12 protein-coding genes are annotated in these 12,672 nt (G+C 71.2%); 9 read left to right on the forward strand and 3 right to left on the reverse strand.

Annotation, left to right across the window (positions count from 1 at the left end; all coding sequences use genetic code 11):
- A partial coding sequence (locus F3J18_RS12175; RefSeq protein WP_166912928.1) for a DEAD/DEAH box helicase occupies window positions 1-2,091 on the reverse strand: 2,091 nt, incomplete at its 3' end.
- Window positions 2,092-2,419: 328 nt separating this feature from the next.
- Complete coding sequence (locus F3J18_RS12180) at window positions 2,420-3,250, reverse strand: helix-turn-helix transcriptional regulator (protein ID WP_166912929.1); 831 nt, start codon at window positions 3,248-3,250, stop codon at window positions 2,420-2,422.
- A gap of 138 nt (window positions 3,251-3,388) precedes the next feature.
- On the opposite strand from F3J18_RS12180, the gene F3J18_RS12185 reads away from it, so the two are divergent.
- The 4 genes from F3J18_RS12185 to F3J18_RS12200 all read left to right on the forward strand — a co-directional run bounded on the left by F3J18_RS12185 (window position 3,389) and on the right by F3J18_RS12200 (window position 7,275).
- Window positions 3,389-4,225, forward strand: a complete 837-nt coding sequence (locus F3J18_RS12185) for a carbon-nitrogen hydrolase family protein (protein ID WP_025101627.1) — start codon at window positions 3,389-3,391, stop codon at window positions 4,223-4,225.
- Window positions 4,226-4,545: 320 nt separating this feature from the next.
- Window positions 4,546-5,898: an APC family permease gene (locus F3J18_RS12190; RefSeq protein ID WP_166912930.1), complete on the forward strand. Its 1,353-nt coding sequence runs from the start codon at window positions 4,546-4,548 to the stop codon at window positions 5,896-5,898.
- A gap of 151 nt (window positions 5,899-6,049) precedes the next feature.
- Complete coding sequence (locus F3J18_RS12195; protein WP_025101629.1) at window positions 6,050-6,676, forward strand: LysE family translocator; 627 nt, start codon at window positions 6,050-6,052, stop codon at window positions 6,674-6,676.
- 179 nt (window positions 6,677-6,855) lie between these two features.
- On the forward strand, window positions 6,856-7,275 hold the full coding sequence (locus tag F3J18_RS12200; RefSeq protein WP_025101630.1) for an H-NS histone family protein: 420 nt from the start codon (window positions 6,856-6,858) through the stop codon (window positions 7,273-7,275).
- A gap of 96 nt (window positions 7,276-7,371) precedes the next feature.
- Here F3J18_RS12200 and F3J18_RS12205 read toward each other — a convergent pair whose 3' ends face one another.
- Window positions 7,372-8,355, reverse strand: a complete 984-nt coding sequence (locus F3J18_RS12205; protein WP_025101631.1) for a LysR substrate-binding domain-containing protein — start codon at window positions 8,353-8,355, stop codon at window positions 7,372-7,374.
- Between the two features lie 187 nt (window positions 8,356-8,542).
- On the opposite strand from F3J18_RS12205, the gene F3J18_RS12210 reads away from it, so the two are divergent.
- The 5 genes from F3J18_RS12210 to F3J18_RS12230 are packed head-to-tail and all read left to right on the forward strand — an operon-like array spanning window position 8,543 to window position 12,643.
- Window positions 8,543-9,202: a diguanylate cyclase gene (locus F3J18_RS12210; protein WP_025101632.1), complete on the forward strand. Its 660-nt coding sequence runs from the start codon at window positions 8,543-8,545 to the stop codon at window positions 9,200-9,202.
- A gap of 27 nt (window positions 9,203-9,229) precedes the next feature.
- Window positions 9,230-9,922, forward strand: a complete 693-nt coding sequence (locus F3J18_RS12215) for an RraA family protein (RefSeq protein ID WP_025101633.1) — start codon at window positions 9,230-9,232, stop codon at window positions 9,920-9,922.
- Window positions 9,919-10,560 (forward strand): 4-carboxy-4-hydroxy-2-oxoadipate aldolase/oxaloacetate decarboxylase, encoded by a 642-nt coding sequence (locus F3J18_RS12220; protein WP_166912931.1) that lies wholly within the window; start codon window positions 9,919-9,921, stop codon window positions 10,558-10,560. Before F3J18_RS12215 ends, F3J18_RS12220 begins: the two co-directional genes overlap by 4 nt.
- Window positions 10,557-11,783 (forward strand): pyridoxal phosphate-dependent aminotransferase, encoded by a 1,227-nt coding sequence (locus tag F3J18_RS12225; protein WP_240154663.1) that lies wholly within the window; start codon window positions 10,557-10,559, stop codon window positions 11,781-11,783. Before F3J18_RS12220 ends, F3J18_RS12225 begins: the two co-directional genes overlap by 4 nt.
- A 38-nt stretch (window positions 11,784-11,821) precedes the next feature.
- Entirely contained in the window at window positions 11,822-12,643 is an 822-nt protein-coding gene (locus F3J18_RS12230; protein WP_166912932.1) for an alpha/beta hydrolase, read from the forward strand.
- Window positions 12,644-12,672: the final 29 nt, after the last annotated feature.

The following is a 12,672-nucleotide window of genomic DNA, read 5'->3' on the forward strand; positions in this document are numbered from 1 at the left end:
CCGCGAGGCAGCCGGCGCGGCGGCCGCCAGCTCGCCCTGTTCGAGCAGCGCGTCGACGGTGCCGCGCAGCCGCGCCACGCCGGCCGACAACTCGTCGCTGCGCCCCGGCGCCTCGCCGAGCCAGAACGGGATGTTGGGCGCCTGCCCGCGCGCGTCCTCGACGCGCACGCGGCCGGTCTCGACGCGCAGGATCCGGTAGGACTGGTTGCCGAGCTGGAACACGTCGCCGGCCAGGCTCTCGATCGCGAAATCCTCGTTGACGGTGCCGATCTGGGTGCCTTGCGGCTCGAGCAGCACCGAGTAGTCGGCCGTATCGGGGATCGTGCCGCCCGAGGTCACGGCGGTCAGCCGCGCGCCGCGCCGGGCGCGCACCGTGCCCGTGCTCAGATCGCGATGCAGGTAGGCGCGACGCGGGCCGCGCCGGCTCGAGAAACCCTCGGCGAGCATCGCCATCACTTCGTCGAAACGCTCGCGCGACAGCGCCGCGTAGGGCGCCGCCTGCGTGAAGCGGCGCCACAACTCGGTCTCGTCCCATTCAGCGCAGACCACCTCGGCGACGATCTGCTGGGCCAGCACGTCGAGCGGCGCGCGCGGCACGTGCAGCCGGTCGAGTTCGCCGCGCGCCACGCAGTCGAGCAGGGCCGCGCATTCCACCAGCTCGTCGCGCGACAGCGGGAACAGGCGCCCCTTGGGCGTGCCGCCGACCTGGTGGCCCGAGCGCCCGACGCGTTGCAGGAAGGGCGCGATGCCGCGCGGCGAGCCGATCTGGCAGACCAGCTCGACCTCGCCGATATCGATGCCGAGTTCGAGCGAGGCGGTGGCCACCAGCAGCTTCAGCTCGCCGCGCTTGAGGCGCTGCTCGGCGTCGAAGCGCGCTTCCTTGGCGAGGCTGCCGTGATGCGCGGCGATCGCCTGCTGGCCGAGCCGGTCGCCCAGATGGCGCGCGAGCCGCTCGGCCATGCGCCGCGTGTTGACGAACACCAGGGTGGTGCGATGCGCGGCCGCCAGTTCGGCGATGCGGTCGTAGATGCGCTCCCAGACGTCGTTGGCCATCACCGGTTCGAGCGGGATCGGCGGCAGTTCGAGCGCGAGATCGCGCTCGCGGACGTGGCCCACATCGACGATCGCGCAGGCGCGCGTGTCGAGGGCTTGCGGGAGCGATGGCGCGGGCGATGCGGGCGATGTCGTCGCCGTATCGGCGGGTGCCGAGGCTGCTGCCTTGGTCCTGCGCCGCTTCGTGGCGGGCGCCTGGGGGGCTTCGGGTGGTTCCGAGGCTTTCGGCGCTTGGGGAATGGCGGGCGTGTTCCGCGCTTCGGGCGCTTCCTGCGTTCGCGCCGCGTCGGCCGCGTCGGCCGGCTCGTCACCGGCCGAGCCGTTCGCGGCGCCGGCCTCGACGCCCACCAGGAACCGCGCCACCAGCTCGATCGGCTTCTGCGTGGCCGACAGCCCGATGCGCGGCAGCGGCCGGCCCGCCAGCGCGTCGAGCCGCTCCAGCGACAAGGCGAGATGGCTGCCGCGCTTGTTGCCGGCCAGCGCGTGGATCTCGTCGACGATGGTGGTACGCACCGTCGACAGCATGCGCCGCCCCGATTCCGAGGACAGCAGCACGTACAGCGATTCGGGCGTGGTCACCAGGATGTGCGCGGCGCGTTTGCGCAGCGCGCTGCGCTCGGCCTGGGTGGTGTCGCCGGTGCGCACGGCGGTGCGGATCTCGGGCACCGGCAGGCCGAGCCGGGCGAGTTCGTGCGCGATGCCGGCCAGCGGCGCCTCGAGATTGACGCGGATGTCGTTGGACAGCGCCTTGAGCGGCGAGACATAGACCACCAGGGTCTGGTCGGGCAGGCTGCCGTCGTTGGCGAGCGCCTCGCGCACCAGTTCGTCGATCGCGCAGAGGAAGGCGGTGAGGGTCTTGCCGGAGCCGGTCGGCGCGGCCACCAGGGTCGAGCGGCCGGCCTTGATGAGCGGCCAGGCGCGTGCCTGCGCCTCGGTCGGCGCGGCGAAGCTGCGCGCGAACCAGCCGGCCACGGCCGGGTGGAAGGCATCGAGCGGGGCGGCCGGCGAGGCCGCGGGCGAGCGGGTGGCGCTATCCATCAGGCGGATCCCGGGCCGGATCGCGGCGGGCGCGGCGCCGGCGCTTTGCCGGCTCGGCGCGCCGCGGGGCGGCGAAGCGAAAACGTCAAGTTTGCCAGAGCCGCGGCCCGGTTGCCGGGGGCCGGATCGGAGCGGAGGAGAGCGAGGCGATGGCAGGCGCCGGCGAGGGCGGGGAGGGTGGTCATGGGGGTGAAGATGGGGGCCCAGCGTGGGTTCGCAAGCCTGCCGGCAATTCTCTGCGCAGCGCGGAGAAAATGCGACCGGTCCTGCCTGAGTATCTCCCCAGGGCATTTGCTGGCCGGCGCGTCGCTCCGTCCCCGAGCCGCCCCTACCGCCCCGGCTCGTAGAACAACGCGAACAATTCCGACTGCGAACTGACGCCGAGCTTCGCGTAGATATGCTTCTTGTGGGCGCGCACCGTCTCGAACGAGATGGTCAGGCGCTCGGCGATCGCGCGGGTGGAGAAGCCGCTCAGGCTGAGCCGCACCACCTCGACCTCGCGCGCCGTCAGCGGGGCATGGCCGCGCTGCTGGACCACGCGCTCGAAGTGCTCGGCATAACCCGCTTCGTCGGGCGCGGCCGGGGCAAGTCCGGCCGCCTCCGCCGGCCCCGCGTGCTGACCCGCGCCGGTAAAGCTTTCGTAAGGCAGGCGCTGGCGCATCAGCGCGATCACCCAGGGCGCCACCACCGCGAACAGCGCCAGGTCGCGCTCGCCGTAATGGCGCGTGGCGCCCAGCGAAAAGATCAGCGTGTGGCGCTCGTCGATCGCGTGGTTGAACTGCACCTCGTCGCCGATGATGTTGCGCTTGAAGTAGCGCTGGTAATAATCGGTCATCCGGAAGTTGTCCGGCGCCACCGACTCGAGCGTGACCAGGCCCGAGGCGGGCCGCTCGCAGGCCGCGATATAGAAGGGATCGAGCTGGTAGAGCGCGCCCAGGTAGTCCTGGAACATCTGGTCGACGGTGCCGTCGGGCATCGGCGATTCGGCGCACACCAGCGGCGCGCGCTCGCGCGCGAACAGCATGCCGACCCAGTTGTCGAAGGGCACGAAGCGCTGCAGCACGCGGGCCAGGCGGGTCCAGAAGTCGGGGCTGTCGAGCGCGTCGATCAGCGTGGCGACGTGGTGATGGAACGCGAGATCCCGCCAGTCGAGTTCCATGTGTCCTCCGATCGTGGTACCCCAGGTGGGGAATTCCTGGACAAAAATAACGTCCCGATAATAGCGCCACGCCGCCGCGTCGAGCGGTGGCGCAATGCGAGCGCGAGTCTATCGGCCCGCAATACTGGAGGCAAGCAGATGCAAATTGAACTCGCCCAGATCCCGGTCGTCGACGGTCACGTCGCCCCGAATCTGGCCCGTGTCACCGAGGTGATCGGCGCCCGGCGCGACGGCACCGACCTGATCGTATTCCCCGAAACCACCCTGACCGGTTTCCCCACGCGCGAGAACGTGCGCGAGCTGGCCGAGCCGCTCGCGGGCGCCTCGATCGCCGCGGTGCGCGAGGCCGCGCGCGCGGCCGGCGTGGGCGTGGCGGTCGGTTTCGCCGAGCGCGACGGCGAGCGCTTCTTCAACACCACGGTGCTGGTGGACGCGCAGGGCGAGATCGCGCTGCGCTACCGCAAGACCCATCTGTGGGCCTCGGACGTCGGCGTGTTCGAGCCGGGCGACCGTTATGCCGTCTGCGAATTCAAGGGGCTGACGGTGGGCCTGCTGATCTGCTACGACATCGAGTTCCCGGAGACGGCGCGCGCGGTGGCCTCGCTTGGAGCCGACCTGCTGATCGTCACCAACGGCAACATGGACCCGTTCGGCCCGGTGCACCGCCGCGCGATCGTGGCGCGCGCGATGGAGAACCAGATGTTCGCCGCGCTGGTGAACCGCATCGGCAGCGGCGACGACGCGCTGAGCTTCCCCGGCGAATCGGCGCTGATCTCCCCGTCGGGCGACGTGCTCAGCGAGCTGCACGGCGAGGACGCGGTGCTGTGCACCAGGCTCGATCCGGCGCTCCTGGCCGCCAGCCGCGAGCATTACAGCTACCTGCACGACGCGCGCGTGCGGCTCGAGTTGCGCGAGGATCCGGCCGGCGATGCCGAGCCGCACGCGGGACGCGGCCGCGTGATCCGCGCGCGCTGAGTTGCGCTGAACCGCGCCGGTTCGCGCTGGTGTTCCGGTTCGCGCCGGCCCGCTGCCGCATGAACCGGGCCGCCCCGCATCACCCTGGCGCAGCACGCCTCGTCCCGCCATCCGCGGGCCGGGGCACCCGGCCCGCGCCCGCGCGGCCGGCCGGCACGAACCCATCGCGCCGGGGCCGCGGCACCTGTCGTTTTCGCTTTCGCCTTCGTTTTTGCTGAACCGCAGCATCCTGCCGCCGCCGTGCCATCGTGCGGTGCGGCGCCGTGCAACCTGGTGTATCGCATCCGGACGCGACGAGCGCGTCCATCGGAGACCCGACCATGACCTCATCCTCCCCGACCTCCGCCGCCGGGCACGCGCCGCGCCTGAAGCGCACGCTCGGCCTGCCGTCGGTGCTGCTGTTCGGCCTGGCCTACATGGCGCCGCTGATCGTCTACGGCACCTACGGCGTGCTGGCCGGCGCGAGCCAGGACACCGCCGCGCTGGCCTACCTGCTGGCGCTGATCGCGATCGTGTTCACCGCGCTCAGCTACGGCAAGCTGGCGCGCCTGTTCCCGGTGGCGGGCTCGGCCTACACCTACACGCGCAAGACCTTCAACGCGCATCTCGGCTTCATGATCGGCTGGGCCACGCTGCTCGACTACTTCTTCCTGCCGATGGTGATCTGGCTGATCGGCGCGGCCTACCTGGTGGCGGCCTTCCCGTCGGTGCCGGCCTGGGTCTGGATCGTCGCCTTCATCGTGCTGACCAGCGTCCTGAACATCCTCGGCATCGAGCTGGCGAACCGCTTCAACATCGTGCTGATGATCGTGCAGCTGGTGATCGTCGCGCTGTTCGTGACGCTGTGCTGCCACTACGCGATCGCGGCGGCCGGCCCCGGCGGGCTGATGGCCGCCCAGCCCTTCTTCAATGCCCATGTGCCGCTGTCGGCCACCATGGCAGGCGCGGCGATCGCGGCCTATTCCTACCTCGGCTTCGACGCGGTCTCGACGCTGACCGAGGAGACCGTCGATCCCGAGAAGACCATCCCGCGCGCCATCGTGCTGATCGCGCTGATCGGCGGCGCGATCTTCGTGATCGCCGCCTACACGCTGCAGCTCGCGCACCCGGGCGCGGTCTTCAAGGACCCGGATTCGGCCGCCTTCGAGATCGCCAGGAAGGTCGGCGGCGACATCTTCGTGTCGGTGTTCCTGGCGGGCCTGATCCTCGCGCAGTTCGCCTCCGGCATCTCGGCGCAGGCCAGCGTCGGCCGCCTGCTCTACGCGATGGGCCGCGACGAGGTGCTGCCGCGCCGCATCTTCGGCTACATCCATCCGCGCTTCCAGACCCCGGCGCTCAATATCGCCTTCGCCGGCATCATCGGCCTGATCGCGCTGAAGCTGGACGTGGCCACCTCCACCTCCTTCATCAACTTCGGCGCCTTCCTGGCCTTCACCTCGGTGAACCTGTGCGTGATGCGCCAGTTCTTCCTGATGTCGCCGCAGCAGCGCCGCTTCGGCTGGGTCGGCGGGCTGCTGTTCCCGGCGCTCGGCGCGATCGCCGATATCTGGCTGCTGGTCAGCCTGGAGAAATCGGCCCTGGTGCTGGGCGGGATCTGGTTCGTGCTGGGCCTGGTCTACCTCGGCTGGCTCACGCGGGGCTTCCGCCAGGCGCCGCCGGAAATGGCGGTGTGAACCGGCGGCCCGGCGGTTCGTGCCGAGGCGCCGGGCCGAGTCGGTTGCCGCCGTGCCGCGCGGCAACCGGCGCGGCCTTACAATCGAGGCCGCGCGCCCGCCGCGCCGCCGTCCCGCCCCGGGGCGGCCGAATTCCGCCCCGGAGGCGCAAGTGCTTGACCTGTCGACGCTCGGTACCTTCATCGTGATCATGTTCGGCCTGTTCCTGGTGCCGGGGCCGGCCGTGCTGCTGGTGCTCTCGCGCACCGCCCAGGGCGGCCGGCGCGCCGGCGTGATGACCAGCATCGGCGTGGCGATCGGCGATTTCGTCCACACCCTTGCGGCGGCGGCCGGCCTCTCGGCGCTGCTGATGACCTCCGCGCTGGCCTTCAACGCGGTCAAGTACGTGGGCGCGGCCTACCTGTTCTACCTGGGCTGGCGCGCCTGGCGCGCGCCCGCGGCCGACACGCGGCTGCCCGAGCTGGCCGGCGTCACGCCGGGGCGGGCCTGCCTGCAGGCGATCCTCACCGAGCTGCTCAATCCCAAGACGGCGCTGTTCTTCATCGCCTTCCTGCCGCAGTTCGTCCATCCCGAGCGCGGCCATGCCTTCGCGCAGTTCATCGAGCTGGGCCTGCTGTTCGCGGTGTTCGGCGCGCTCTATACCTCGTTGCTGGTGCTCGCGCTGCGGCCGCTGCGCCATGTGCTCGGCAGGCTGCCGCTGCTGCGCCGCCTGCAGGGCAAGCTGATCGGCGGCATGCTGATCGGGCTCGGGCTCAAGGTCGCCGCGCAGAGCCGCTGAGCGCGGCCGGCGCCTCGCGGGAGCCATCAGGGCAGGGTCGGATGCGTGGGGACGGTCCTATGCAATATCAGTCCCGTCCGATATCGCTCGTGGAGCGATATGTCTACCATTCGTCGGTTTTGGCGGTGCCGGCCGGCAATGCGGCCGGCGCCTCGATGCCTGTCGAAGGAGCCCAGCCCGTGATCGAGAAATTCGAGCAGTTCAAGCAGCGGATCGCCACCATCCAGCAGCAACTCGACGACGAGAAAAGAACCGCGGCCGCCGGCGTGCTGGCCGATATCCGCGAATGCGTGCGCCTGTTCGGCCTGACGCCGCGCGATATCTTCGGCGATGCGATCGCGCCGCCGCGCCGGCAGCGCGCCCCGAAGTACTGGGATCCCGTCTCGGGCCGCACCTGGAGCGGCATCGGCCGCGAGCCGGCCTGGATCAAGGGACGGGATCGCGCGGCCTTCGCGCTCGATCGAAGCGGCGGCGAACCCGACGACGAAGCCGAGGCGGTGGTGGCGCCGGCTCGGGCCGAGCCTGACGCGGCAAAGCCGGCCGCCAAGCGCCGCGCTGCCGCGCCGGCCTCGGCCAAGCGCGCAACGCGCCAACGCTGAAGCAGGGGGCGCGGGCCGGCCCGGCCTTCGCTTCACTCCGGCCGCCTTCGTGCCAGCGCCCGCGCCGCAGCCAGCCGAAGCCCGGGCGTTCACTCCCTAGCCGTTCGCCACGGTCTTCCGCTTCGCAAGCCTTCCTCCCGTCCCATCAGCGGCCCGCTCGGCCGTCCCCACCTTCGCCCCCGTCCTTTCCGCCCATTCCCGCATCGCCTCCACCATCGGATGATGCCGGCTCGCATCCCAGGCGAGCGCGGCCGTCACCACCATCACGCGCTCCTTGAGCGGGCGCACCACCACGTTGTCCGGCGCCAGCCGGCGCATCGACGCCGGCACCAGCGCGACGCCCTGGCCGCAACTGACATAGGCCACCTGCGAAGCCACCGAGCGCACCTCGTGCAGGACACGCGGCGCGAAGCCGTGTGAACGGCACTCGGCCACCAGCCGGTCGAAATACACCGGGCTGACCTGCCGCGCCGACATCACCAGCGCCTCGTCGGCCAGCGAGCGCAGCCGCACGCGCGAGAGCGCGGCGAGCGGATGCGTCTTCGGCAGCGCCACGGCGAGCCGGTCCTCGGCCAGCGGCAGGGTGGCGATGCGCGAGGCGCCGAGCTCGCCCTCGAGCCGCACGAAGGCGAGGTCGAGCTCGCCGGATTCGAGCGCCGGCACCGCCTCGGCGCTGTCGATCTCGCGCACGAACACGCTCACCTGCGGATGCGAGCGCTTGAGCGCGGCCAGCGCGGCGGGCACCGTGTCGAGCATGGCCGAGGTGATCGCCCCCACCTGCAGGACGCCCGATTGCCCGGCCGCCACCTCGCGCACCACGCGCTCGAGCCGTTCCACCTGGTCGGCGAACTGCCTCACGGCCGGCAGGATCGCCGCGCCGGCGGGGCTCAGCTGCGTGCCGCGCCGCGAGCGTTCGAACAACTGCAGCTTCAGCGACTGCTCCAGCACCTTGATCTGCTCGGTCAGCGGCGGCTGGGACATGTTCAGGCGCGCCGCGGCCCGGCCGAAATGTTTCTCCTCGGCCACGGCGAGAAACATCCAGAGCTGGCGGATCAGGCGGAAATCGAGGCTCGGGTTCATCGGGCGGTTCCTGGCGGTGACGAGAAGGGAAGAAGGGGCGCGAAGGCTTCGCCGATTATCGCGCCGGGGCAGGGCAGGCGAGCCGCCCGCGCTGATCCGGAAATCGTATCAGGCAGATACGAAACCGCGATTGGTCATATCAGCGGCGATCCGCGAGGATGTGGTCACTTTCCAGGGAACCGCCGCCATGTCCGCCGCCAGCCTGCTCGACCGTCTTGCCTCGCTCGACACCAATACCGTTTCCGATGCGCTCGATTTCCTCGGCCTGCCGGGCGCCACCTACGGCCTGCGCCCGCTGTGGGACTGCCCGAAGATCGTCGGCCGCGCCAGCACGGTGCAACTCGGCCCGAAGACCGACGCGGCGCCGGGCCTGCACCTGATCACGCCGGTGGTCGAGGCGATCGACAGCGACGAGCGCATCCTGGTGATCGCGGGCGGCCTGGAGGGCATCTCCTGCTGGGGCGACATCCTCGCCAATGCCGCCAGCATGAAGCGCGTGCGCGGTTCGATCATCGACGGCGCGAGCCGCGACATCGAGGGCAGCGAGGCGATCGGCTATCCCGTCTACGGCCGCGGCGTGACCATGATCAGCGCGCGCAACCGCGTGGTGCAGCTCGACGCGGGCAAGCCGGTGAAGATGGCCGGCGTCACCGTCGAGCAGGACGACTACGTGATCGCCGACCGCTGCGGCAGCGTGTTCGTGCCGGCCGCGCACATCGAGGCGGTGCTGTCGCTGGGCGAGCGCATCGTGCGGCGCCAGGACGGCATGGTCGCCGCGGTGCGCGCCGGCCGCTCGGTGGCCGAGGTGATGCACGACCAGCAATTCGAGGCGATCCGCGCGTCCTGAGCCGCCTTTTCATTCGAGGAGAGATCGATGACGAATCCGCAACGCGCCAGGGGCGCCTGCCCCGAGGATCGTGAACTGGTGGCCTGCTTCGCCGGGCTCGACACGCCCGGCGTGTCCGACGCGCTGGACAAGCTCGGCATCCACGGCCAGGCGCTGGGCATCGCGCCGCTGGCCGACTACGCGCAGGCCGTGGTGGGCCCGGCCTTCACCGTCAAGTACGTGCCGGCGACGCAGCCGGCCGGGACCGTCGGCGATTTCATCGACGAGGTGGCCGAGGGCGACATCGTGGTGATCGACAACGACGGCCGCCTCGACTGCACCGTCTGGGGGGACATCATGACCCAGTACGCGGGCCTGCGCGGCATCGCGGCCACGGTGATCGACGGCGTGTGCCGCGACGTCAACCGCGCGCTGGCCGACGGCTACCCGCTGTTCACGGCGGGCCGCTTCATGCGCACCGGCAAGGATCGCGTGCAGGTCGAGTCGGTCAACGCGACGGTGGCGATCGGCAGCGTGCGCGTCGCCTCGCGCGACATCGTGGTGGCCGACGCCAACGGCGTGGTGATCGTGCCGCGCCAGCGGGCCCGCGAAGTGGCGCAGACGGCGCGCGGCATCGAACACGTCGAGGCGGCGATCCGCGCGCGCATCGTCGCCGGCGCGAGCCTGCGCGAAGCGCGCGAGGCGCTGGCTTATCACACCCTGCAACGGACTACCCGATGACGATTCCCTCCTATCAAGACGCGCAGCTCGAACAGGCGCGCCGGCTCGGCACCTCCACCCTGCACGAGGCCTCGGGCCTGGCGGCGAGCTCGGTCGATCCGGCGATCCGCACCGTCTGGGCCGGCGCCTCGCTGGCCGGCGCCGCCTACCCGGTGGCCTGCGCGCCCGGCGACAACCTCGCGATCCACGTGGCGATGGAGCAGGCGCCGCGCGGCAGCGTGCTGGTGGTGTCGGCCGGCGGGTTCGTGGCCGGCTACTGGGGCGAGGTGCTGGCGGCGGCGGCCGAGGCGGCCGGCGTGGCGGGGCTGGTGATCGACGGCGGCGTGCGCGATATCGCGGCGCTGCGCGCGCGCCGCTTCCCGGCCTTCGCGCGCGGCATCTCGGTGCGCGGCACGCTGAAGGCCAGCGTGCCCTCGGTGGGCCGGCCGATCAGCCTGGCGGGCACGCCGGTGGCCGCCGGCGACCTGGTGGTGGCCGACGACGACGGCGTGGTGGTGATCCCGGCCGAGCGCGCGCAGGCGGTGCTCGCCGAAGGGCAGGCGAGGGCCGACAAGGAGGCGCGCATGATGGCCGCGCTGGCGCGAGGCGAAACCACCCTGGACCTGCTCGGCCTGTCGCAATGGAGGGCCGCGCGATGAAGCCGGAACCGATGCGCCACGACCGCCTCAATCGTCATCTCGCCCAGGCCCGGCCTTCCGCGACCTATCGCGTGATGGACCGCGTCGCGGCACGGCGCGCCAGCGGCGCGTCGATCGTCTCGCTCTGCGCCGGCGAGCCCGATTTCGATACGCCGGCCCATGTGCGCGAGGCGGCGATCGAGGCGATCCGCGCCGGCCACACGCGCTACACGCAGGTGGCGGGCCTGCGCGCGCTGCGCGAGGCGATCGCCGCGAAGTTCGCGCGCGAGAACGGGCTCGACACGCACTGGCGCCAGACCCTGGTCGGCAACGGCGGCAAGCAGGTGATCCACAACGCGCTGGCCGCCACGCTGAACGAAGGCGACGAGGTGATCGTGCCCGCGCCCTACTGGGTCAGCTATCCGGAGATGGTGCAGCTGTGCGGCGGCCGGCCGGTGATCGTGCCTTGCGGGGCCGAACAGGGCTACAAGCTGACGCCGGCCGCGCTGCATGCCGCCATCACGCCGCGCACGCGCTGGCTGATCCTGAATTCGCCGTCGAACCCGACCGGCGCCGTCTATCGGCGCGAGGAACTGGAGGCGCTGGCCGACGTGCTGCTCGCGCATCCGCAGGTGCTGGTGCTGTCCGACGACATCTACGAGCACCTGATCTTCGACGGTGTCGAATTCGCGACGCTGGCCGCGCTCGCGCCGCGCCTGCGCGAGCGCGTGCTGACCATGAACGGCGTGTCCAAGGCCTATGCGATGACGGGCTGGCGGATCGGCTTCTGCACCGGGCCGGCCTGGCTGATCGAGGCGATGGAGACGCTGCAGGGGCAGCAGACCTCGGGTGCCTGCTCGATCTCGCAGCACGCGGCGCTGGCGGCGCTCAGTGGCCCGCAGGACTTCATCGCGCAAACGCGCGGCGTGTTCCAGCGGCGGCGCGATCTGGTGGTGGCGCGGCTCGACGCGGCGCCGGGGCTCGCCTGCGCGCGGCCGCAAGGGGCGTTCTACGCCTTCGCGTCCTGCGCCGGGCTGATCGGCAGGACCACGCCGCGCGGCACGCGGCTCGACAGCGACGAGGCGGTGGTCGACGCGCTGCTCGACGAAGCGGGCATCGCGACCGTGCACGGCAGCGCCTTCGGCCTGGGGCCGGCGATCCGGATCGCCTACGCGCTCGACGACGCCTCGCTCGCGCGGGCCTGCGAGGCGATCGCCGGATTCTGCGCTTCGCTGTCGGACTGAGCCGCCACATCCAGGCAGGCATGCAAGGAGGAGATTCGATGCAACAGCAGACATTCCAATCGTCGCGATGGGCCTTCGAGATCGACGGCACCGCGCTCGAGATCGCCGCGCTCCATCGCGACGGGCAACGGGAGCCGATCCTGTTCCTGCACGGCTTCGGTTCGACCAAGGAGGACTACGCGGATCTCGTGCTGGATCGCGCCTTCGATGGGCAGCCGTTCCTCGCCTACGACGCGCCGGGTTGCGGCGAGACCTTATGCGCCGACCTGGGCAAGCCCTCGATCCCGTTCCTGGTCGAGACGGCGCTGGCGATGCTCGATCGCGCCGGGTTCGCGCGCTTCCACCTGGTCGGGCATTCGATGGGCGGCCTGACCGCGCTGATGCTGGCCGATCGCTGCCCCGGGCGCGTGATCAGCTTCGTCGACATCGAGGGCAATATCGCGCCGGAGGATTGCTTCCTGAGCCGGCAGATCGTCGAGCATCCGCGTGCCGACGCGCGGCAATTCTTCGACGATTTCATCGAGCGCGCGCGCCATGCGCCGGCCTACGCCAGCGCGCTCTATGCGGCCAGCCTGCGCCACAAGGTGCGGGCCGAGGCGGTGCCGGGCATCTTCCGCTCGATGGTCGAGCTGTCGGATCATGGCGGGCTGATGGCGCGCTTCCTGGGCCTGCCATGCCCGACCATGTTCATGTACGGCGAGCAGAACGCCTCGCTGTCCTACCTGGGCGCGATCGAGGCACGCGGCGTGACGCTGGCCGAGATTCCGCGTTGCGGCCATTTCCCGATGTATTCGAATCCGGCCGCGATGTGGCAGCGGATCGCCGCGTTCCAGCGGCAGGCGGTGGTAGGGGAGCAGTGAGGTAGGGGGCGCATGCAGGTCGACATGAT

The organism is Burkholderia sp. Ax-1720 (assembly GCF_011753035.1).
Classification (GTDB): domain Bacteria; phylum Pseudomonadota; class Gammaproteobacteria; order Burkholderiales; family Burkholderiaceae; genus Burkholderia; species Burkholderia gladioli.